This window comes from Streptomyces sp. NPDC056373 (assembly GCF_042262425.1).
In the GTDB taxonomy this organism is placed as follows: domain Bacteria; phylum Actinomycetota; class Actinomycetes; order Streptomycetales; family Streptomycetaceae; genus Streptomyces.
The window spans coordinates 260,347-282,071 of the sequence record NZ_JBHJPX010000001.1; the positions used below are offsets into that span (position 1 = coordinate 260,347).

Annotated in this window: 20 protein-coding genes; 8 read left to right on the plus strand and 12 right to left on the minus strand. The window is 71.7% G+C overall.

Annotated elements, in window-relative coordinates:
• Nucleotides 1–126: 126 nt before the first annotated feature.
• The 4 genes from ACFCXS_RS01225 to ACFCXS_RS01240 all read right to left on the minus strand — a co-directional run bounded on the left by ACFCXS_RS01225 (nucleotide 127) and on the right by ACFCXS_RS01240 (nucleotide 4,400).
• On the minus strand, nucleotides 127–810 hold the full coding sequence (locus tag ACFCXS_RS01225) for an ABC transporter ATP-binding protein (RefSeq protein ID WP_376640735.1): 684 nt from the start codon (nucleotides 808–810) through the stop codon (nucleotides 127–129).
• Between the two features lie 130 nt (nucleotides 811–940).
• Nucleotides 941–2,395: an ABC transporter permease gene (locus ACFCXS_RS01230; RefSeq protein WP_376640737.1), complete on the minus strand. Its 1,455-nt coding sequence runs from the start codon at nucleotides 2,393–2,395 to the stop codon at nucleotides 941–943.
• A gap of 143 nt (nucleotides 2,396–2,538) precedes the next feature.
• Nucleotides 2,539–3,789 (minus strand): Ig-like domain-containing protein, encoded by a 1,251-nt coding sequence (locus tag ACFCXS_RS01235; RefSeq protein ID WP_376640739.1) that lies wholly within the window; start codon nucleotides 3,787–3,789, stop codon nucleotides 2,539–2,541.
• 281 nt (nucleotides 3,790–4,070) lie between these two features.
• Nucleotides 4,071–4,400: a hypothetical protein gene (locus ACFCXS_RS01240; RefSeq protein ID WP_376640741.1), complete on the minus strand. Its 330-nt coding sequence runs from the start codon at nucleotides 4,398–4,400 to the stop codon at nucleotides 4,071–4,073.
• 109 nt (nucleotides 4,401–4,509) lie between these two features.
• Between ACFCXS_RS01240 and ACFCXS_RS01245 the strand changes: the two genes are divergently transcribed.
• A complete protein-coding gene (locus tag ACFCXS_RS01245) occupies nucleotides 4,510–4,824 on the plus strand; it encodes a hypothetical protein (RefSeq protein ID WP_376640743.1) in 315 nt (104 codons plus the stop codon).
• 47 nt (nucleotides 4,825–4,871) lie between these two features.
• Here ACFCXS_RS01245 and hutH read toward each other — a convergent pair whose 3' ends face one another.
• The 3 genes from hutH to ACFCXS_RS01260 all read right to left on the minus strand — a co-directional run bounded on the left by hutH (nucleotide 4,872) and on the right by ACFCXS_RS01260 (nucleotide 8,979).
• Entirely contained in the window at nucleotides 4,872–6,410 is a 1,539-nt protein-coding gene (gene hutH, locus ACFCXS_RS01250; RefSeq protein ID WP_376641493.1) for a histidine ammonia-lyase, read from the minus strand.
• A gap of 239 nt (nucleotides 6,411–6,649) precedes the next feature.
• The gene (locus tag ACFCXS_RS01255; protein ID WP_376640745.1) at nucleotides 6,650–7,798 is read right to left on the minus strand and encodes a diguanylate cyclase domain-containing protein; all 1,149 of its coding nucleotides are present in this window, start codon (nucleotides 7,796–7,798) and stop codon (nucleotides 6,650–6,652) included.
• 380 nt (nucleotides 7,799–8,178) lie between these two features.
• Nucleotides 8,179–8,979 (minus strand): enoyl-CoA hydratase/isomerase family protein, encoded by an 801-nt coding sequence (locus tag ACFCXS_RS01260; protein WP_104777690.1) that lies wholly within the window; start codon nucleotides 8,977–8,979, stop codon nucleotides 8,179–8,181.
• 235 nt (nucleotides 8,980–9,214) lie between these two features.
• Here ACFCXS_RS01260 and ACFCXS_RS01265 point away from each other — a divergent pair, with 235 nt between their 5' ends.
• Entirely contained in the window at nucleotides 9,215–10,042 is an 828-nt protein-coding gene (locus tag ACFCXS_RS01265) for a hypothetical protein (RefSeq protein ID WP_376640748.1), read from the plus strand.
• Between the two features lie 212 nt (nucleotides 10,043–10,254).
• On the opposite strand, the gene ACFCXS_RS01270 is transcribed toward ACFCXS_RS01265, so the two are convergent.
• Nucleotides 10,255–11,361, minus strand: coding sequence for an adenylate/guanylate cyclase domain-containing protein (locus ACFCXS_RS01270; protein WP_376640749.1), 1,107 nt, complete (start codon nucleotides 11,359–11,361; stop codon nucleotides 10,255–10,257).
• Between the two features lie 243 nt (nucleotides 11,362–11,604).
• Nucleotides 11,605–12,471, minus strand: coding sequence for a biotin--[acetyl-CoA-carboxylase] ligase (locus ACFCXS_RS01275; RefSeq protein WP_376640751.1), 867 nt, complete (start codon nucleotides 12,469–12,471; stop codon nucleotides 11,605–11,607).
• 110 nt (nucleotides 12,472–12,581) lie between these two features.
• On the opposite strand from ACFCXS_RS01275, the gene ACFCXS_RS01280 reads away from it, so the two are divergent.
• The 4 genes from ACFCXS_RS01280 to ACFCXS_RS01295 all read left to right on the plus strand — a co-directional run bounded on the left by ACFCXS_RS01280 (nucleotide 12,582) and on the right by ACFCXS_RS01295 (nucleotide 15,313).
• Nucleotides 12,582–14,186, plus strand: a complete 1,605-nt coding sequence (locus ACFCXS_RS01280; protein ID WP_376640753.1) for an acyl-CoA carboxylase subunit beta — start codon at nucleotides 12,582–12,584, stop codon at nucleotides 14,184–14,186.
• A 25-nt stretch (nucleotides 14,187–14,211) separates the two neighbouring features.
• Entirely contained in the window at nucleotides 14,212–14,421 is a 210-nt protein-coding gene (locus ACFCXS_RS01285; RefSeq protein ID WP_184908978.1) for an acyl-CoA carboxylase epsilon subunit, read from the plus strand.
• 110 nt (nucleotides 14,422–14,531) lie between these two features.
• Complete coding sequence (gene mmpB / locus ACFCXS_RS01290) at nucleotides 14,532–14,660, plus strand: morphogenic membrane protein MmpB (RefSeq protein ID WP_107092457.1); 129 nt, start codon at nucleotides 14,532–14,534, stop codon at nucleotides 14,658–14,660.
• A 32-nt stretch (nucleotides 14,661–14,692) separates the two neighbouring features.
• Nucleotides 14,693–15,313 carry a nucleoside triphosphate pyrophosphatase gene (locus ACFCXS_RS01295; protein ID WP_104777696.1) on the plus strand — a complete coding sequence of 207 codons (621 nt, stop codon included), beginning with the start codon at nucleotides 14,693–14,695 and terminating at the stop codon, nucleotides 15,311–15,313.
• Here ACFCXS_RS01295 and ACFCXS_RS01300 read toward each other — a convergent pair.
• Entirely contained in the window at nucleotides 15,282–15,758 is a 477-nt protein-coding gene (locus ACFCXS_RS01300; RefSeq protein ID WP_376640756.1) for a hypothetical protein, read from the minus strand. The genes ACFCXS_RS01295 and ACFCXS_RS01300 overlap by 32 nt on opposite strands.
• Before the next feature lie 337 nt (nucleotides 15,759–16,095).
• On the opposite strand from ACFCXS_RS01300, the gene ACFCXS_RS01305 reads away from it, so the two are divergent.
• Complete coding sequence (locus tag ACFCXS_RS01305) at nucleotides 16,096–17,868, plus strand: acetyl/propionyl/methylcrotonyl-CoA carboxylase subunit alpha (protein ID WP_376640758.1); 1,773 nt, start codon at nucleotides 16,096–16,098, stop codon at nucleotides 17,866–17,868.
• A 699-nt stretch (nucleotides 17,869–18,567) separates the two neighbouring features.
• Here ACFCXS_RS01305 and ACFCXS_RS01310 read toward each other — a convergent pair.
• Both ACFCXS_RS01310 and ACFCXS_RS01315 read right to left on the minus strand, forming a co-directional pair.
• A complete protein-coding gene (locus ACFCXS_RS01310) occupies nucleotides 18,568–19,554 on the minus strand; it encodes a DeoR/GlpR family DNA-binding transcription regulator (RefSeq protein ID WP_376640760.1) in 987 nt (328 codons plus the stop codon).
• Between the two features lie 165 nt (nucleotides 19,555–19,719).
• On the minus strand, nucleotides 19,720–21,330 hold the full coding sequence (locus tag ACFCXS_RS01315) for an NAD(P)H-quinone dehydrogenase (protein WP_376640762.1): 1,611 nt from the start codon (nucleotides 21,328–21,330) through the stop codon (nucleotides 19,720–19,722).
• Between ACFCXS_RS01315 and ACFCXS_RS01320 the strand changes: the two genes are divergently transcribed.
• Complete coding sequence (locus ACFCXS_RS01320; protein WP_033311347.1) at nucleotides 21,265–21,702, plus strand: gamma-glutamylcyclotransferase; 438 nt, start codon at nucleotides 21,265–21,267, stop codon at nucleotides 21,700–21,702. The genes ACFCXS_RS01315 and ACFCXS_RS01320 overlap by 66 nt on opposite strands.
• Nucleotides 21,703–21,725: the final 23 nt, after the last annotated feature.

The window sequence follows — 21,725 nt, forward strand, 5'->3', positions numbered from 1 at the left end:
ACGTACACCCCCCGGAACACGCAGTATGCCGAGGGGTGATCAGGTGCTCAATAGATGAGAGGACGGTAAGAAATCCGTCGGCCGACTGTTACACGGCCGCCGGAACTCCGTTACAGGGCCGCGTGGTTACGCGCGCGCGTTCTCCTTGACGGTGATCCGGCCTTTGCGGATCGTTGCCACGCGCGGGGCCTTCTGCGCTATCGCCGAGTCGTGGGTGACCATCACGAAGGTGAGGCCGAGTTCCGCCCACATGCGTTCGAGTACGTCCATGATCTCGTCGCGCATCGATTCGTCGAGATTTCCGGTGGGTTCGTCGGCGAGGAGCACCTTCGGCTGTTTCACCAGGGCCCGGGCGATGGCCACGCGTTGTTGCTGACCGCCTGACATCTCGCCGGGCAGATGGGCGAGACGCTCGCCGAGACCGACCGACTTCAGCGCCTCGGCGGCCTGTTCGCGTCGCTGTTTCGGTTTCACGCCGAGCGGGACGAGGGCGGTCTCCACGTTTTCCTGCGCGGTGAGTGTCGGGATGAGGTTGAAGGACTGGAAGACGAAACCGATGCTTTCGCTTCGCACCCGGGTCAGTCTCGCCTCCGGCAGGGCGGCGAGGTCGGTGCCGTCCAGGACGATCTCGCCGGAGGTGGGGCGGTCGAGACCGCCGAGCATCTGGAGCAGCGTGGACTTCCCGCCACCGGTGGGGCCTTGGATGACCAGCCGGTCACCGTCGGGGATGGTCAGGTCTATGCCGTCCAGGGCTTGGACGGTGTCTTTGGACCGGGAGTAGTGCTTGGTCACGGCTCTGAGGTCGTACATGTGTGGGCTCCTGGGGTGATTCGTCGAGTGCGGGCGCTCGGGGGTTGTTCGCGCTCACGCGGCGGAGCCGCATGTCGATACAGCCCGGCGCCCTTAGGCCGGTGCAATGCCGCCGGCCGGGGGGAAGTGCCTACTCCACCCGCCGCAGCGCGTCCGCCGGGCGCAGCCGGGAAGCCCGCCAGCCACCGAAGGCTCCTGCGATCAGCCCGCCCGCCACGGCCAGAGCCACCGCCAGAGCGATGGTCGTCAGGCTCACCGGCGCGGTGAGGGCCACGTCGAGGGTCTTCGTGGCCGCCGCACGGCCCGGGCCGCCGCCGAAACCGCCGCGGAAGCCCTCGCCCCCGCCGCCCCCGCCCAACTGCGCCTGCAGCGTGGGGCTGACGGCTGTCACGGCGTATGCCCCGGCCAGTCCCAGCGCGATCCCCAGCGCGCCGCCCACCAGGCCGTTGACGACCGCCTCGCCGACCACCTGCCGCGTCACCCGGCTCGACTTCCAGCCCAGTGCCTTGAGCGTGCCGAACTCGCGGACCCGCCGGGAGACCGCCGAGGACGTCAGCAGGCCCGCCACGAGGAACGCGGCCACGAGCACCGCGATCGACAGCCACTTGCCGACACTCGCGGCGAGGGAGGAGGCCGTGGACAGCGAACCGGAGACGGTGTCGGCCAGGTCGGCGGAGGTGGTGACCGTCGTGCCCGCGATGTTCTTCTGGATCTCCGACTTGACTCCGGCGATCCGCTGCGAGTCGGTGGCCTTGACGTAGATCGTGGTGACCTTGCCCTTCGCACCGGCGAGTGTCTGCGCCCGCTGCAGCGGGACGTAGAGGTTCGCGGCCGCGTCACCGCTGTCGGCCGTGGCGATGCCGATCACCTTGAAGGCGGTGCCTTTGATGGTGACCGTGGAGCCGGCCTTGAGCTTCTTCTCCTTGGCGTACGCCGAGTCCGCGACGGCGACCTTCGCGTTCGTCTCGGCCGTCGTGAACGTACGGCCGCTGGTGATCTTCGAGGAGGTCAGCGGGCCGAGGGCCGGTTTGGTGACGTCGGTGCCGTAGACCGAGTAGTTGTTGACGTCGAAGTCGGCGCCGCCACCCTCGACCCGGCCCTGCGGCGAGGGCAGGGCCCCGCCCCGGCCGCGGCCCTGCCCACCGCCGCCGCCCGCACCCTGCTCGAACCGGCCGCGCGTGAACGCACCGCTGACCTTGACGACCTGGAGGCTCAGCCCGCCCACCGCGTCGGCGACGCCGCTCTGTGCGTCCACCTTGCCCACGGTCGAACTCGCCAGCGTCTGAAAACCCCGCACCATGACGCGGTCGCTGCTCTGCTCACCGGTCGAGCCGTCGTCCTGGGCGTCGAAGCGGAAGCGCGGCCGCTCGGAGCTGCTCGCGGCGGGTGCCGCGGCCTTGGTGACGGTCATGTCCGTGCCCAGTCCGTACAGCGACTGGAGGACCTTGTCCTGCGCCCTGCCCATGCCGGCGGACACGGACGTGACGACGATGACCAGCGCGATACCCAGCGCCAGTCCGGAGGCGACGACGAGGGCCGCCTTTCTGCGGCGGCGCAACTCGCGCCTCAGGTAGGTGAAGAACATGGCCGCAAGCTAGGGACGGTCCGTGATGAGGGCTTGAGCCTGGCATAAGAGGTGGATGAGAACAGCCGAAAGGCCGCCGCCCACCCCTTGTCCGGGGTGGGCGGCGGCCTTTCGTCAGCGGAGCGGTGAGAACCGGTGCGCCGTCAGACCGCCGAGCCGGCCTTCCAGTCGGCCCAGTTCATGTTCCAGCCGTTGAGGCCGTTGTCCGGCGCGACCGTCTTGTCGCCGGTGTTCTGGACGACCACCACGTCACCGATGATCGAGTTGTTGTAGAACCAGGCGCCCGGCGTGTTCGGGTCGTTGGCACCCTTGGCGTCCTGCAGGCCGACACAGCCGTGGCTGGTGTTCACGCTGCCGAAGATGGACTTCGCGCCCCAGTAGTTGCCGTGGATGAACGTGCCGGAGCTGGAGAGGCGGATGGCGTGCGGCACGTCCTTGATGTCGTACTCGCCCTTGCCGTCGTCGTCCGTGAAGCCCACGGTCGCGCCGTTCATGCGCGTCTCCTTGAACTTCTCGGACATCACCATGGTGCCCTCGTAGGTCTTGTTCTCGGGCGAGCCGGCGGAGATCGGGATCGTGCGGACGACCTTGCCGTCCTGCGTGATCTTCATCTTCTTGGTCTTCGCGTCGACGTACGAGACCTGGTTGCGGCCGATCTTGAAGGTGACCGTCTTCTGCTGGACACCGAAGACGCCCTTGGCTCCCTCGACGCCGTCGAGCGCGAGCTTCAGCGTGACGGTGGAGCCTTCCTTCCAGTAGTCCTCGGGCCGGCAGTCCATGCGGTTGGCGTTGAACCAGTGGCAGGCGACCTCCTGGCCGCTGGTCGTGCTGACCTTGATGCCCTTCTGGACCGCGGCCTTGTTGGTGATCGCCTTGTCGAAGTTGATCGAGACCGGCATGCCGACGCCGACGGTGGTGCCGTCGTCCGGCGTGAAGTTGCCGATGAAGCTGTTGGCCGGGGAGACCGTGGTGAACGAGGCGTTCTCGTGGGCGACGCGACCGTCGGAGTCCTTCGCCTCGGCCGCCAGCTTGTAGGTGGTGGACCGCTCCAGCTGGGCGGTCGGCTTCCAGCTGGTCTTGTCGGCGGATATCTGGCCGCTCACCTCGGCGCCCTCGGACGTCGTCATCTTGACGTCCGTGAGCGTGCCCTTGCTCACGGTGACGGCGGCGGAGTTGTTGATGGAGGCGTTGTCGGAGCCGTCCTCCGGCGTGATCTTGATCTGTGCCTCGGAGGTCTTCTTCGCCGCGGCCTCGTCGACCTTCGACTGGGAGCTGTCGCCTCCGTCGTTGCCGGAGGCGTTGTCGTCGCCGCCGGAACACGCCGAGAGCATCAGAACTCCGCCGAGCAGTGCGGACGCGACCGTCAGGCCCTTGCGCCGCTTACTGACCGTCATCACACGCTTCTCCATCGTTGCCGATTTCCCCAAAACCCCGAGTGTCCCCGTCACACCGAGTGCCCCGTCACCACTGAGTGCCCCCGCCGGAACTCGTGAGTCCTCATCCGGAACTTTCAACGCTACGGCCGGCTCGTCCGGTTCCCCAGGTCGCGCAGGTGTGGGGATCACCACGTCCGTGACGGACGGTGCCGGCGATACGGGTGCGGTCGGTGCGCCGTTTGAGACGCGAAGACCCCGGGCGGCGGTTGCCACCCGGGGTCACGAGTTCCCGGACGGTTTCAGCCGTCGCTGTCCTCGCCATCATCCTCGTCCAGGTCCCAGTCCGGCGACTCGGGATCGTGATCGACCCGCTCGCTGCTCCACGAAGCCTGCTGGAGTTCGACCCCGGGCACCTCGCTGACCAGGTCGAACGGATCCACGAGGTACGCGAGGGCCTCCGCGGTGTCTTCCGTCACAGTGCTCTCGGCGTGGGCCCGCTCCGCCGCGGGCATCTCCGCCTCGTCGGCGATCCTGCGCAGCGCGGCCTTGGTGACCGCGTCCGCGTCGTCGACCTCAAGAACGAGGTCCACCCGAAGCCGTACAAAACGTGATGTCTCTGGAGTGCTCATGGCCGGAGCGTACGTCCAGGCCCTCCCGTGACTTTCCCGTGACCCGCGACTTTCACTAACATCGCCCCACACGGCCAATTCGCCGACGTCACAAGGGGATCGATATTCCGTGTCATCCGCTCGCCGCCCGTTGCTGACCGCCACCGCCGCGGCGTCCCTGCTGGGCGCCATGTGGTTCGTCCCGTCCGCTAACGCGACGCCGGACTCCCCGGTGAGAGACGCGGTCTCGACGAGCCCGTCGCCGCAGGTCACGGAGCAGGCCCGGATCGCGGCCACGACCGCCGACGCCTCCGTCACCGGTACCCGCCTCGCCGACACGGGCACCTTCGACAGCACCCCGTACGTGATCGGCGGGACCCTCTGCCTGACGCTGGGCGCCGGGTTCGTCGTGTACTCGGTGCGCCGGGAACGCCTCGGTTTCTGACGGCCGTCGAGGCGGGGCCCCGCCTCGACGACGGGACCCCTCCTGCCCTATCGGAGCGGCCCGGTGACCTTCTCCACGGCGGCCAGCAGCCGCCCGTCGCGCACGAACGCGTCCGCCGCGGCGAGGTCGGGTGCGAGGAACCGGTCCGGCCCGGCCCCCTCGACTCCGGCCTCCCGAGCCGCGTCGACGGCCGCCCGCGTCGCGGGCGCCGGGGTCAGCCCCTCACGCAACTCCACTGCGCGCGCGGCGGCGTAGAACTCGATGGCGATCACGCGCGTCAGGTTGTCGACGACCGTGCGCAGCTTGCGCGCCGCCGACCAGCCCATCGACACGTGGTCCTCCTGCATGGCGGAGGACGGGATCGAGTCCGCGGACGCCGGTACGGCGAGCCGCTTCAGCTCGCTCACCAGCGCGGCCTGCGTGTACTGAGCGATCATCAGGCCCGAGTCCACACCGGCGTCGTCGGCGAGGAACGGCGGCAGGCCGTGGCTGCGGTTCTTGTCGAGCAGCCGGTCGGTGCGCCGCTCGGCGATGGAGCCGAGGTCGGCGGCGGCGATGGCGAGGAAGTCCAGGACGTAGGCGACGGGCGCGCCGTGGAAGTTGCCGTTGGACTCCACGCGCCCGTCGGGCAGCACGACCGGGTTGTCCACGGCGGACGCCAGCTCGCGGTCGGCGACCAGCCGGGCGTGGGCCATGGTGTCCCGCCCGGCGCCGGCGACCTGCGGGGCGCAGCGCACCGAGTAGGCGTCCTGGACGCGCGGGGCGTCGTCCTGGTGGTGCCCGGTCAGGCCGGAACCCTTCAGCACGGCCAGCATGTTGGCGGCGCTGGCGGCCTGCCCCGGGTGCGGCCGGATGGCGTGCAGCTCGGGCGCGAGGACCTTGTCGGTGCCGAGCAGGCCCTCCAGCGACAGGGCGGCGGTGACGTCGGCGGACCGGTAGAGCGTGTCCAGGTCGGCCAGGGCCATCACCAGCATGCCGAGCATGCCGTCGGTGCCGTTGAGGAGGGCCAGGCCCTCCTTCTCCCGCAGTTCGACGGGCTGGATGCCGTGCGCGGCGAGGAGTTCGGCGGCCGGGCGTACGACACCGTCGGGGCCCTCGGCGTCCCCCTCGCCCATCAGCGCGAGGGCGCAGTGGGACAGCGGCGCGAGGTCGCCGGAGCAGCCGAGGGAGCCGTACTCGTGCACGACCGGGGTGATCCCGGCGTTGAGGAGGTCGGCCATGGTCTGCGCGACCTCGGGGCGTACGCCGGTGCGCCCCGAGCAGACGGTCTTCAGCCGCAGGAACATCAGGGCGCGGACGACTTCGCGCTCCACGGCCGGGCCCATCCCGGCGGCGTGCGAGCGGACGATGTTGCGCTGCAGCTGCGCGCGCAGCTCCGGGCTGATGTGCCGGGTCGCCAGGGCGCCGAAGCCGGTGCTCACGCCGTACACGGGGTCCGGCTTGGCCGCCAGCGCGTCCACGATCTCGCGGGCCGCGGCGAGGGCGGCCACGGCCTCCTCGGAGAGCTCGACGCGGGCGCCGCCGCGCGCCACGGCGAGCACGTCGGACGCCGTGACCCCGGCCGTCCCCACCACCACAGTGTGCATATCCATATTCAGGAGCGTACGCAGTGAATTCGATGATGTCACCACTGGGGGCGGCGTTCACCCCTTACCGAATGCGTCACACGGCCCGGCCGGGGGCGGACGGCGTGCCGGATCAGGCGCGAGCGGGATTCCAGCGGCCGGGCGGGATCAGGATGCGCGGGCGGCCGGAGGGGGCGGGGGCATGGCGTGCAGGGGCAGGGGGGGCGGGATCAAGGCGTGCGGGATCAAGGCGTGCGGGATCAGGGCGCGTGCCGGCCCCGGAAGCGCCGGCGCTCTCCGCCCGCTTCCGTGGAGGGCTCGTCCGCGAGCCGTACGACGGGGTCGTCCGGTCCGGCCCGGCCCGCGACGACCGGCCTGGCCGCCCGCTCGGCCTTGGCCCGGTACTGGGCGGCGTCGGCGAGCCGGAACAGCCGGCGGGCCGAGCGCACCGGCCCGATCGGATCCTCGGTGGAGGCCACCCCGCAGGCCACCCCGTCCCCCAGCTCCAATTCGGCTGCCCTGCGGCACAGTTCGTCGGCAGCCTTCACGACCTGGTCGGCGGACGGCCCGACCGCGAGCAGACAGAACTCGTCCCCGCCCAGCCGCGCGGCCAGCGCCCCCGGCAGCATGGCCCCGCACAGCGACAGCACCGACCCGAACCGCTCCAGGAGCCGGTCGCCCGCGGCGTGCCCATGGGTGTCGTTGACCCTCTTGAGCCCGTTCAGGTCGCAGACGACGAGACTGACCACGGCGTCGTCCCGGCGGTGCCGCTCGATCGCCCGCTCCAGCCGTACGTCAACGGCGCGGCGGTTGGCCAGTCCGGTGAGGGAGTCGGTGAAGGCGAGCCGCCGGACCTCCTCCAGCCGCTCGGTCTGGGCGAGGCCGGCGGCCACGACGGAGGCCAGGACGGTGGCGAAGTCGGCGTCGCCCCGTCCGAAGACGGCCTCACCGGCCGGACGCGCGACATACAACTCGCCCCACGCCCGACCGTGCAGCACGATGGGCGCGACCACGCAGCAGCCCCGGCCGCGACGGCGCAGGGCGGCGACCCGCTGGTGGCAGTACCCGGGCCGCCCGGCGGCGGGCCCCTCGGCGGTCTCCACCCATGCGTCGGGCTCCCCGCCACCGGCCCACTGCTCGTGCAGGAACTCGGTGATCTCCGCGAACTGGTGCACCGGGTAGGCCTCGTCCTCCGGGAACTCCTCCTCCCCTTCCGCCAGCTCGCCCACGTTCACCAGGACCCGCAGCCGCCCGAGGTCGCGCTCCCACACCGACAGCGCGGCGAAACTCCCGCCCAGCGCCCGGCACGCCCCGGCGGCCGCGGCGCGCCACGCCTCACGTGACCCGTGCGCGGCCGCCATCCCCTGAGCCAAAGCGACGACGGCCGCGAGCCGTCTGTCCTCACCCATCACTCCAGGCTAGGGAGTTTTCGGCCAAACCGTTCTCTTGACGGGGCGAACGGGGAGGGCCGGGGTTCACAGGCGGCGGGCGGCATTCACAGGGAAGCCGTCCGGCTGCGGGCGCTCGTGCCGCGGGACGGGCGACCGTGCCGCGGGGCGGGCGACCGTGCGACTCCCGGCGATTCTCGGCCGGTCCCCGGTCCCCGCCCCCCCCCGGGCGGCCACCGGGCTTCCGCCTGCCCGAGCGAAGCGGGGGGACCCCGGGGCCCCGGGGTCCCCCCGCTTCGCCGATCGCAGGCCCACCGGCGCGTTCCCGGCGATCCGCGCCGCCGGCGCCGGCGCCCCGGCGTGGGGCCCCGGTACCTCTCACCGGGCAACCGGCCCTGAGCTCACTCCCCCGGCCACTGCGGCTTGCGCCGCTCGTTGAAGGCCGCGACCCCCTCCGCCCGGTCGCCCGAGAAGGCCGTCGCCCGCCATGCCGCGTCCTCGACCTCCAGCCCCGCCCGCAGGTCGAGCCCCTGCCCCAGCCGCAGGGCCCGCTTCGCCGCCCGCAGCCCCACCGGTGAGTTCCCGGCGATCCGCGCCGCCAGCGCCAGCGCCTCCTCCCGGTCCCGCCCCTCCTCGACCAGCTGGTCGACCAGCCCCAACTCGCCCGCCTCCACGGCCTCCACCCGCCGCGCGGAGAAGATCAGCTCGGCCGCCCGGGCCGCACCGACGCGTCGCGGCAGCAACTGCGTGCCCCCGCCGCCGGGGATCACCCCGACCGACACCTCCGGCAGCCCCACCACCGCGGTCCGGTCCGCCACGATCACGTCGCACGCCAGCGCCAGCTCGAACCCGCCGCCGAGCGCGAAGCCGTGGACCGCCGCCACCGTCGGCACCGGCAGCTCCAGCACGCCGGTGTACGCCCCGCGCGTCACCGGCCGCTGCCGCAGCAGGTCCGCGTCGCTGAAGGAGTTCCGCTCCTTCAGATCCGCCCCGACACAGAAGGCCCGCTCATGCGTCGAGGTCAGCACGACCGCCCGTACGTCCCGGTCCTCCCCGAGCGCCGTACAGGCCCCGGCGATGGACCGCGCCATCTCCGTCGACACCGCGTTCATGGCCTTGGGCCGGTCGAGGACGAGCTCCGCGACATGGCCCTGCTCATGCCGCCGCACCAGCACGAACTCCCCGAACCGTTCCTCACTCATGACACCCTCCGGTTAACGCGGGTTAACAAGGTCGACGGCTCGATCATCGCAGCCGCACCGGGCCCGCGAAAGGGCGGACGCACCCGGCTTCCCTCACCCCCGTCCACCCGTTCGAGTGACAACACCCCAACTCCGGCACAACCGCCCATGGGAGCGCATAGCGTGCGTCCCTCACGGCGCACAGGGGGCGCATGTGCTGCGAGGAGGAACCGTTTCAGGGGTTCGGGGAGGGACCGTGAGGACGACGAACACGCCGACGAGGCCACGAGAGGCCACCAGATCCACGACGGCACCACACCGACGCGAGCCCGCACCCCACCAGGCCACGACGGCACCCCAGCGCCCCGAGCCGGAGCACCACCAGGCCACAACGGCACCCCAGCGCCCCGAGCCGGAGCACCACCAGGCCACGACGGCACCGCACCGCCCCGAGCCCGCGCCCCCCGAGCCGGACCCGGCCGAGGGCGGCCCCGCCGCAGCGCGTGTCCGGGGTCGCCACCGCAAGCCCCGCCCCCGCAAGGTCCTGCTCGCCGCCGGCGGCCTCGCCCTCGCAGCGGGCGCCTTGAGCCTGCTGCGCCTGACCTCCGGCCCGGGCTCCGAGGCCGGCACCCTCGGGGCCGGCACCCTCGGGGCCGGACCCCGCTCGGGCCCCGCCGCCACCTCCACGGACTCCACGGACGACGCCTCCCGCACCGCCGCGACCCACCCGGCCGGCCCCGACGCGAGCCCCTCCTCGCCCACGGCCCTGGGCGGCCTGACTCCCTCGCCGGTCACGAAGGGCGCCCGGCCGTCCCCGTCCGCCACGGCCGGCACCCCGGGGACCGCCACGGCCGCCGCCCCGGCACCCACCACCATCCCCGGCACTCCGAACACCCCCGGGCCCGCACCGAAGGCCTCGGACTCCGGCGACCGGCCGCGCCCGGCCCCTTCTCCACCCGCACCGCCGACCCGGACCACACCGGCCCCGGCACCCGCACCCGAGGAGCCGAAGAAGCCCCACGACCCGGACCTGTGCGTGCCCGTCATCGGCCTGTGCGTGGACTCCCCGGTCGACCGCCCGTGACGAGCCGGGCAAGGCACTCCGGCCCAGGGACCGGCGCTCCGGCAAGAGGCCCCGCGCCGAGGCGCTCCGGCGCTATGCCCCGTACCCCGGCACAAGGCCCGCAAGGCCCCGCACCGGCACAGCGGCCCGACACTGCGGCCCGGACCCGACACTCCGGCTCGGACCCGGCACCCCCGCCCGGATCCGGCACTCCCGCTCGCACCGACGTGCGGCTACGGTGTCCCGTCGCGCCGCGTGAGCAGCCACGGTTCCACGACGCCCAGTCCACGCACCGGCCGCTGCCACATCGGCTGCAGCCCGAACCGGTACGCCGGGGGCTCCTCGCCCTCCTTCTCCGCCGCCACGGCCTCCTCGGCCGCCTCCGCCTCCGAGGCCGGGGCGTCCTGCGTACGGATCAGCTCCTCGGCGAAGGCGGTGTCCACCAGCACGGCGTCCTTCGGGGCTATCGACGTGAGCCGGGAGGCCAGGTTCACCGTCGTACCGAACACATCACCCATTCGGGTGGTCACCGTGCCGAACGCCATGCCGACGCGCAGCTCCGGCATCGTCTCGTCGTGCGCCATCGTCTCGATCAGCCGCAGGGCGATCTCGGCGGCCGTGCCCGCGTCGTCCGCGGCGTAGAGCACCTCGTCACCGAGGGTCTTGATCAGCCGCCCGCCGTTCGCGGCCACCAGGTCGGCGGCCGTCGTCTCGAAGGCCTCGACGAGTTCGCCGAGCTCCTCCTCCTCCATGCGGCGGGTCAGGCGCGTGAAGCCGACCAGGTCCGCGAAGCCGACGGCGAGGCGCCTGTCGACCATCTCCTCGTCGTCGGCCGCCTGCACGACCCGTCCCGCCGAGGCGGCGAGCTGGCGGCGCCAGACGTAGACCAGGAACTCCTCCAGCTCGGGCAGGAGCAGCTCGACGATCGGGTACGTCACCTCGGTGCGGGTCATGCCCGGCTCGGGCGGCTCGGTCAGCCCCTCCAGGAAGGAGTCGATCTGCCACTCGGCGAGCCGCGCGGTGGTCTGCCCCGTGGACCGGGCCACCTGTACGGCCATCGCCTCGCTCAGCAGGCCCGCCTCCACGAGACCGGCCAGGCGCCGCAGCGCGAGGACGTCGGCCTCGGTGAGGGCCTTGGCCTGGCCGATGTCGGCGAAGCCCATGGCCCGCCAGAAGCGGGAGGCCAGTTCCATGGAGACACCGGCGCTGCGGGCCGCCTGAAACGGGGTGTAGCGGCGCTCGGCGCCCAGGATGAGCCCTTCGAGGCGCAGGGCGAGCGGATCCTCGCCGGAGTCGGCGCCCTGCGCGTCCTCGCCGGAACCCGAGTCGTCGACGGTCACGCGTGTTGCCCTTCCGATCTGTCACGGTCATGTATCGACCGGCCTCAACTCTACGGCAGGTGTGCGCCAGCTCACTCCGTGAGGTTCAGCCGAGGGACGGGTGCCCGGTGCCGACAAGGGACTCGGCGCTGTCCCGCTGCCTCCAGGGGGCTCCGCCCCCTGGACCCCCGATCGGCCTGAACGGCCTCGTCCTGAATCGCCGGACGGGCTGGAAGCGCCTGGCCCGCGCCACGCCTCAGGCGCTCACGCCGGCCTCAGGTGCACGATGTCCCCGGCCCCGACCGGCTCCTGCATCCCCTCCTCCGTCGCCAGTACCAGCCGCCCGTCTCCGTCCACAGCCACCGCTTCCCCGACGACCGCCCGATCTCCCGGCAGCTCCGCCCGCACCACCCGCCCGAGCGTCGCGCACCCGGCCGCATACGCCTCCTGGAGCCCGCACGCCCCCGGGTCGCCCTCGGCCGCGCGCCACTTGCCGTACCAGTTCTCCAGGGAACGCAGCACCCCGCGAAGCAGTGGATCGCGGTCCGTACTCACCGCCCCGGCCAGCCCGAGGGAGCCCGCCGTCGGCACGGGCAGCTCGTCGTCCTGCAGCGAGACGTTGATGCCGACGCCGATGACGACCCCGCCGTCGCCGGCCCGCTCGGCCAGGATGCCGCCGGCCTTGCGCTCCTGCTCCCCCACCGTGACCAGCAGATCGTTCGGCCACTTCAGGGCCGTGTCCACGCCCGCCGCCCGCGACAGGCCCGTCGCCACCGCGACCCCCGTGAGCAGGGGCAGCCAGCCCCACCGCGCCACGGGCACCTCACCCGGCGTGAGCAGGACGGAGAAGAAGAGACCGGACCTCGGCGGTGCCGTCCACTGCCGGTCCAGGCGCCCGCGCCCGGCCGACTGCTCCTCGGCGATCAGCACCGCGCCCTCGGTGATCTCCCCCTTCGCCGCCCGGGCCACCAGATCCGAGTTGGTGGAGCCGGTGCGCTGCACCACCTCCACCTCCGACCACAGCCCTCCCGGCCGCACCAGACCCCGGCGCAGGGCGGTGATGTTGAGGGGCGGACGGTCCAGGTCGGACCAGCGGCTTCCGTTCGGCTCTGATGCATCTCGCGGCGTCATGCAAGCCACCCTAGGTGTGGTAAACGCCGCACTGCCGATGTGGAGGCACCCCACTAGTCTACGGATGAGTAACCGTCCCCCCTTTTGAGCAGGCAGGGAGCCGCATCCCGATGTCCGAGCCGGAAGAGCAGCAGCAGCCCGACATTCACACGACCGCGGGCAAGCTCGCGGATCTGAAGCGACGCATCGAGGAAGCGACACACGCCGGCTCCGCTCGTGCCGTCGAAAAGCAGCATGCCAAGGGCAAACTGACGGCCCGTGAGCGGATCGAGCTCCTCCTCGACGAGGGCTCCTTCGTCGAGCTCGACGAGTTCGCCCGGCACCGCTCCACCAACTTCGGCCTCGACAAGAACCGCCCCTACGGCGACGGGGTCGTCACCGGGTACGGCACCGTCGACGGCCGCCCGGTCGCCGTGTTCTCGCAGGACTTCACCGTGTTCGGCGGTGCCCTCGGCGAGGTCTACGGCCAGAAGATCGTCAAGGTCATGGACTTCGCCCTGAAGACCGGCTGCCCGGTCATCGGGATCAACGACTCCGGCGGGGCGAGGATCCAGGAGGGCGTCGCCTCGCTCGGCGCCTACGGCGAGATCTTCCGCCGCAACACCCACGCCTCCGGCGTCATCCCGCAGATCAGCCTGGTCGTCGGCCCGTGCGCGGGCGGCGCGGTCTACTCCCCGGCCATCACCGACTTCACGGTCATGGTCGACCAGACCTCGCACATGTTCATCACCGGCCCCGACGTCATCAAGACCGTCACCGGTGAGGACGTCGGTTTCGAGGAGCTGGGCGGCGCCCGGACCCACAACGCGACCTCCGGAGTCGCCCACCACATGGCGGGCGACGAGAAGGACGCCATCGAGTACATCAAGCAGCTGCTGTCCTACCTGCCGTCCAACAACCTCTCCGAGGCACCGGTCTTCCCCGAAGAGGCCGACCTGGAGGTCAGCGACGAGGACCGCGAGCTGGACGTGATCGTCCCGGACAGCGCGAACCAGCCGTACGACATGCACGCGGTGATCGAGCACGTCCTGGACGACGCCGAGTTCTTCGAGACGCAGCCGCTGTACGCGCCGAACATCGTCACCGGCTTCGGCCGGGTCGAGGGTCACCCGGTCGGCATCATCGCCAACCAGCCGACGCAGCTCGCCGGGTGCCTGGACATCAAGGCGAGCGAGAAGGCCGCGCGCTTCGTGCGGACCTGCGACGCCTTCAACGTCCCGGTGATCACGTTCGTCGACGTCCCCGGCTTCCTGCCCGGCGTCGGCCAGGAGCACGACGGCATCATCCGCCGCGGCGCCAAGCTGATCTACGCCTACGCCGAGGCGACCGTCCCGCTCATCACGATCATCACGCGCAAGGCATTCGGCGGCGCCTACGACGTCATGGGCTCCAAGCACCTGGGCGCCGACCTCAACCTCGCCTGGCCCACCGCCCAGATCGCCGTCATGGGCGCCCAGGGCGCGGTCAACATCCTGCACCGCCGCACGATCGCGGAGGCCGAGGCGAGTGGTGAGGACCTGGAGGCGGTCCGGGCGCGGCTGATCCAGGAGTACGAGGACGCCCTCCTCAACCCCTACGTCGCGGCCGAGCGCGGTTACGTCGACGCCGTGATCATGCCGTCCGAGACCCGTCGGCACGTCGTACGAGGTCTGCGTCAACTGCGTACGAAGCGGGAATCCCTGCCTCCGAAGAAGCACGGCAACATCCCCCTCTAGCCCGCAGCGAGCCCAGGAGGCCCACATGACGATCAAGGTCGTACGGGGCAACCCGACCCCGGAGGAGCTGGCCGCCGCCCTGGCGGTGGTCAGGGCGCGCGCCGCGGCGGCGGCAGCCGCCCCGCCCGGCGCGCCCGCGTCCCGCGATTCCTGGTCCGATCCGTCCCGCATCGCGGCCCACCGCCTGCCCCAGCCGGGGCCGGCGGCGTGGGGCCGCACCTACTGGCCGGGTTAGAGCTCCCGCCCCGGAGGCGCGCGGAACCGCGCGCACGTGCGGCAACGCGGGGCGCCGATTTGAGTATCGCTACTCAGGCGCCCCGCCCTGCCAGGCCGCACGCTGGTGACATGCTGTGGTCCGACCCCGAGAACGAACCGCCCGAAGAGATGCGTGACATGCAGGACATGCTGCGGCGGCTGAGCGTTCTCCTGGCCCTGGCCATGGTGCTGGGGATGATCGTGATCGGCGTGAGGTGAGCCGCGCCGGGTGACGCCGATACGCTGAACGCATGACAGATCAGCCGCGCCGCCGACTCGTCCTCGCCTCCCAGTCCCCCGCCCGGCTCGGCCTGCTCCGCCAGGCCGGCCTCGCTCCCGAGGTGATCGTGAGCGGTGTCGACGAGGACGCCGTCACCGCTCCCACCCCCGCCGAGCTGGCGCTGGCCCTGGCCGAGGCGAAGGCCTCCGTCGTGGCGGCCCGGCCGGAGGTCAAGGGCGCGCTCGTGATCGGCTGCGACTCCGTGCTCGACCTGGACGGCCAGGCCCTCGGCAAGCCCGCCGACGCCGAGGAGGCCACCGCTCGGTGGAAGTCGATGCGCGGCCGCGCCGGCACCCTCCAGACCGGCCACTGCGTCTACGACACACTCACCGGCCGCTACGTCTCCGCCACCGCCTCGACCGTCGTCCACTTCGGCGAGCCCACCGACGAGGAGATCGCCTCCTACGTCGCCTCCGGAGAACCCCTCTACGTCGCCGGGGCGTTCACCCTGGACGGCCGCTCGGCCCCGTTCATCGACGGCATCGACGGCGACCACGGCAACGTCATCGGCATCAGCCTCCCCCTGGTCCGGCGGCTCCTCGCCGACCTGGGCGTCGGCATCACGGAGTTGTGGGCGCCGGCGGAGAAGTGACCGGGGACCCGTCGCCGCTCTTCCCGGCCCCGGGCACGGCGTCGGCGGGTTCCGCCGGACGGTCGTACGTCATCAGCAGCAGCACGATCAGGGCGAGCACCAGCATCATGAACAGGAACGCCGGCCAGCCGACGAGCCCCCAGGTGAACGCGCCCAGCACACCGTGCACGACCGCCGCGCTGATCAGCAGCACGCGCCCGAAGCCCGCCGGGGGCCGGTCCCGCAGCGCCACCAGCAGGGCGACCAGGCCGCACAGGGCGAAGTAGAGACCGAAGACGACCCCGCCGATCTTCGACGACACGGACATCATGTGCGGGTCCAGGCCGGCCAGCGACATGTCCTGCCGGTCGACGACGACCCCCAGGAACCAGTTGAGCGCCGCGAGACCGAACGCCTCGGCGAACAGCACCACCGCCACGACCCACGCCACCGGCCTGCGTATCACCGGGCCCACCCTCTTCCCTCTGAAGACACCGCGAACGCTACTAACCGGTAAACCGGGGGACAAGGGTCCGGCAGCGGGCAAAGAATCATTGGGCCATTCGTAGGGACTCCACAAAGAAACCGAGTGGCCCGCAGCACGTGATGACAGAGACCTTGACCACAGGAGACGGCTAGGGTTTCCCGCAGGAGTACTGCGTACCGCGGTGCGACAAGGGATTTCGCGGGTCGAGCGAGCCACGCATCACGCTCCGTGTGGGCAAGCTCACCACTGGGGACGGGTCGAAGTGTCGTGTCGGCTGTCCCTAAACTCGGCTTGTTTCAAGGAGGGAGCCTCAATCGTGCGCAAGGTGCTCATCGCCAACCGTGGCGAAATCGCTGTCCGCGTGGCCCGGGCCTGCCGGGATGCCGGTATCGCGAGCGTGGCCGTCTACGCCGACCCGGACCGGGACGCTCTGCATGTCCGCGCCGCGGATGAGGCGTTCGCCCTGGGCGGTGACACGCCGGGCACCAGCTACCTCGACATCGAGAAGGTGCTCAACGCCGCCCGCGAGTCCGGCGCGGACGCGATCCACCCCGGCTACGGGTTCCTCTCCGAGAACGCCGAGTTCGCTCAGGCGGTCCTGGACGCGGACCTGATCTGGATCGGCCCGCCGCCGCAGGCGATCCGCGACCTCGGTGACAAGGTCGCCGCCCGGCACATCGCGCAGCGCGCGGGTGCCCCGCTGGTGGCCGGCACGCCCGACCCGGTGTCCGGTGCCGACGAGGTCGTCGCGTTCGCCGAGCAGCACGGGCTGCCGATCGCGATCAAGGCCGCCTTCGGTGGTGGCGGTCGTGGTCTGAAGGTCGCCCGCACCCTCGAAGAGGTGCCGGAGCTGTACGACTCGGCGGTCCGTGAGGCCGTCGCCGCGTTCGGCCGGGGCGAGTGCTTCGTCGAGCGGTACCTGGACAAGCCGCGGCACGTGGAGACGCAGTGCCTGGCCGACCAGCACGGCAACGTGGTCGTCGTGTCCACCCGTGACTGCTCCCTGCAGCGCCGTCACCAGAAGCTGGTGGAGGAGGCTCCGGCCCCCTTCCTGTCCGACGCGCAGATGGAGGAGCTGTACTCCGCCTCCAAGGCGATCCTGAAGGAAGCCGGTTACGTCGGCGCCGGCACGGTCGAGTTCCTCGTGGGCCTCGACGGCACGATCTCCTTCCTCGAGGTCAACACCCGTCTCCAGGTGGAGCACCCGGTCACCGAGGAGGTCGCCGGCATCGACCTGGTGCGCGAGATGTTCCGCATCGCCGACGGCGAGGAGCTCGGCTACGGCGACCCGGAGCTGCGCGGCCACTCCTTCGAGTTCCGCATCAACGGCGAGGACCCGGGCCGCAACTTCCTCCCGGCTCCCGGCACGGTCACGACGTTCGCCCCGCCGTCCGGCCCGGGTGTCCGTCTGGACGCGGGTGTGGAGTCCGGTTCGGTCATCGGCCCGGCGTGGGACTCCCTGCTGGCCAAGCTGATCGTCACCGGCCGCACGCGCAAGGAGGCGCTGCAGCGGGCCTCCCGCGCGCTGGAGGAGTTCCAGGTCGAGGGCATGGCCACGGCGATCCCGTTCCACCGTGCGGTGGTGAAGGACCCGGCGTTCGCGCCGGAGCTGACGGACTCCTCCGACCCGTTCACGGTGCACACGCGCTGGATCGAGACGGAGTTCGTCAACGAGATCAAGCCGTTCGCCGCGCCGGCGGATGCGGACACGGACGAGGAGCCGGGCCGCGAGACGGTCGTCGTCGAGGTCGGCGGCAAGCGTCTCGAGGTCTCCCTGCCGTCGTCGCTGGGCATGTCGCTGGCCCGTACGGGTCTCGCGGCCGGCGCCAAGCCGAAGCGCCGCGCGGCGAAGAAGTCGGGCCCGGTGGCGTCCGGTGACACCCTCGCCTCCCCGATGCAGGGCACCATCGTCAAGGTGGCCGTCGAGGAGGGCCAGGAGGTCAAGGAGGGCGATCTGATCGTGGTCCTGGAGGCCATGAAGATGGAGCAGCCGCTGAACGCGCACCGCTCGGGCACGATCAAGGGCCTGAGCGCGGAGATCGGCGCGTCGGTGACGTCGGGCGCGGCGATCTGCGAGATCAAGGACTGACGCCCCCCTCACACACTCGGCGCGGCGCCCACCCCTCGGCGGGGCGGGGCCGCGCCTTGGTGTTTCCGGCCCGGTCTCGGGTGTGTCGGGGCGCAGAGACAGGGGCTCGGCCCAGTGGTCGGGGCGCAGTGGTCGGGGCGCAGCCGTAGGTCGGCCTACCGCGCGGGGGTGGCTTGTGGCAGCGCCTGTGGGGGTGCGCGCCTTCGCCTTCGCCGGGTGGTGGGTCGGGGCCGCGCCGGGGGGTGTCCGTCCTCGGAACGTCGCGATGGGGTTGCGTGCCGACCGACTGTTCGTTGACGCGACAACCTCTGCGGGCGGACACCCCCCGACACGTCCCCTTCTCGCCGTACGCGGGCGCCGCAACGTCGTGGCTCGCGCCGCAGGCGCACCGTTCGGGCGCCCGTCTCGCGCGGCTGCGGGCGGCGGGCGCGGCGGGAGGCCCTCTTGGCCCCTGGCTGCGGGCATGCGTACTGCCGCAGCACATCCGCTTCACACCGCACGCAGGCGCGCGTGCCCTCCGCCCTGGCTACGGGCATGCGTGCCGCTGGGGGCGATGGGGGTCCCCCCTGCTCGAGCGAAGCCGAGAGCTTGGGGGAGGGTGGGCGCAGCGGCACCCGCTTCGCCGGGTTGCGGACCCCCCGCCTCGGCAACAACGCCGGGGTGCCGGAAAGCAAACCGCAGCTCAGCCCACCGTCGGCCTCAACGCCGCCGCAGATCCGCCACTCGCGCCCGCTCCGCCCCGGGCCCCTGCTCACCCAGCATCGAGGCAGAAGCAGACCTCAACTGCCCCCCACCCCCCGGCACCTGCCGTCGAGGCCCCGGCACCGGCACATCTCGGCGTTGCTGACGCGCCGGAACGGAATCACCCCCCGGGCCCCCAGCACCCGCCCCGGCCGAACCCCCCTGCCCCCCGGCGACAGCGATCTGCACGCCCTGGTCGGCAAGCGCCTGGAGTTCCGTGGCCGCACGGTCGTCATGGGCGGGCGGCTCGTCCGTGACGAGGCGGGTGATGAGATCCGTGGGCACGGTCTGGAACATGGTGTCGGTGCCGAGCTTGGTGTGGTCGGCGAGGACCACCACCTCCGCCGCGGCCTGCACCAACGCCCGGTCGACGGACGCCGACAGCATGTTGGACGTGGACAGCCCGCGCTCGGCGGTCAACCCGGCCCCGGACAGGAATGCCCGCGACACCCGGAGCCCGTGCAGGGACTGCTCCGCCCCGCTCCCGACCAGCGCGTAGTTCGAACCGCGGAGCGTACCGCCGGTCATCACGACCTCGACCCGGTTGGCATGGGCCAGCGCCTGGGCGACGAGGAGGGAGTTGGTGACGACGGTGAGCCCGGGCACCCGGGCGAGCCGGCGGGCCAGCTCCTGGGTCGTCGTACCCGCCCCGACCACGATCGCCTCTCCCTCTTCCACGAAGTTCGCGGCGAGGTCGGCGATGGCGGTCTTCTCGGCGGTCGCGAGATGAGACTTCTGCGGAAAGCCGGACTCCCGCGTGAAACCGCCCGGCAGTACCGCACCGCCGTGCCGGCGGTCGAGGAGTCCTTCTGCCTCCAGCGCGCGCACGTCCCGCCGTACGGTCACTTCGGAGGTCTGGACGACGCGGGCGAGCTCACGGAGCGACACGGCCCCGTTCGCTCGCACCATTTCGAGGATCAATTGGCGACGTTCTGCAGCGAACACGAAACTGACAGTAACGCCAGCGACCGTCTGCTTTCAGCAGTTTGCGCTGAATAGCAGAAGATGTTCGCACTGGGCAGCGGGAAGTGGTATAGGGCCTAGTCCCGCCGCCTATGCCGTACGAATGGCCGAACACTCCCCGTGACCAGGGAGGAGTCGGTTTCGGACTCAGCCCTCGCCGTTCTCCTTGCGCGTGTGCAACTGCCGTGCCACCTCTGCGATCGAGCCCGACAGGGAGGGATAGACGGTGAAGGCGTTCGCGATCTGTTCGACGGTCAGATTGTTGTCGACCGCGATCGAGATGGGGTGGATCAGTTCCGAGGCACGCGGTGACACGACCACACCACCGACCACGATGCCCGTACCCGGACGGCAGAAGATCTTGACGAAGCCGTCGCGGATGCCCTGCATCTTGGCCCGCGGGTTGCGCAGCAGCGGCAGCTTCACGACCCGGGCGTCGATCTTCCCGCCGTCCACGTCGGCCTGGCTGTAGCCGACGGTGGCGATCTCCGGGTCGGTGAAGACGTTCGAGGAGACCGTCTTCAGGTTGAGCGGGGCCACGGCGTCGCCCAGGAAGTGGTACATGGCGATGCGGCCCTGCATGGCGGCCACGGACGCGAGGGCGAACACGCCGGTCACGTCACCGGCCGCGTACACGCCGGGAGCGGTCGTACGGGACACCCTGTCGGTCCAGATGTGGCCGGACTCGCGCAGCCGGACACCGGCGTCCTCCAGCCCCATGCCCGCACTGTTGGGCACGGCACCGACGGCCATGAGGCAGTGCGACCCGGTGATGACCCGCCCGTCGGCGAGGGTCACCTCGACCCGGTCCCCCACCCGCTTGGCGGACTGCGCGCGGGAACGCCCCATGACATTCATGCCGCGCCGCCGGAAGACGTCCTCCAGCACGGCCGCCGCGTCCGGGTCCTCGCCGGGCAGCACGCGGTCGCGCGACGACACGAGCGTCACCCGGGAGCCGAGTGCCTGGTAGGCGCCGGCGAACTCGGCGCCGGTCACACCCGACCCGACCACGATCAGTTCCTCGGGCAGTTCGTCGAGGTCGTAGACCTGGGTCCAGTTGAGGATCCGCTCGCCGTCGGGCTGGGCGTCTGGCAGCTCACGGGGGTGCCCGCCGGTGGCGATGAGCACCGCGTCGGCCGTGAGGGTCTCCTCGCTGCCGTCGGCGGCGCGCACCACGACCTTGCGCGACCCGTCGAGCCCCTGCATGCCCTCCAGCCGGCCGCGCCCGCGCATGACACGCGCCCCGGCACGCGTCACGGAGGCCGTGATGTCGTGCGACTGGGCGAGCGCGAGCCGCTTCACACGGCGGTTGACCTTGCCCAGGTCGACGCCCACCACCCGGGCGGCCTGCTCCATCGGTGGGGTGTCGTCGGCGACGATGATCCCCAGCTCCTCGTACGAGGAGTCGAAGGTGGTCATCACCTCGGCCGTGGCGATCAGGGTCTTCGACGGCACGCAGTCGGTGAGCACCGACGCCCCGCCCAGACCGTCGCAATCGACGACGGTCACCTCCGCGCCGAGTTGAGCGGCCACCAGGGCCGCTTCGTATCCGCCGGGTCCGCCACCGATGATCACGATCCGAGTCACGTACTCCATTGTCCCGCACGCAACAAGGTGACACCGCCCCGGGGGCCCGCCCGTGCGCCTGTCGTTACACGAGTGACGCCGGACCACCTGCCGTACCCTTCCCCCATGTCGCTCTACGCCGCGTACGCCGGCAACCTCGACGCGCGGCTGATGTCCCGCCGCGCCCCGCACTCGCCGCTGCGCGCCACCGGCTGGCTGAACGGATGGCGACTGACCTTCGGCGGCGAGCACATGGGCTGGGAGGGCGCCCTGCCGACGATCGTCGAGGACCCCCTCTCCCAGGTCTTCGTCTCGCTCTACGACATCGCACCGATGGACGAGGAGTCGCTGGACCGCTGGGAGGGCGTGGGCCTCGACATCTACCGCCGTACGCGCGTACGGGTCCACACCCTCGACGGTGAGGACACCGCCTGGGCCTTCGCCCTGAACGCCTACGAGGGCGGCCTGCCCTCCGCGCGCTACCTGGGCGAGATCGCCGACGCGGCCGAGTCGGCCGGCGCCCCCCACGACTACGTGATGGAGCTCCGCAAGCGCCCCTGCTGAGGGCCGCGCGCGCGACCACTCGT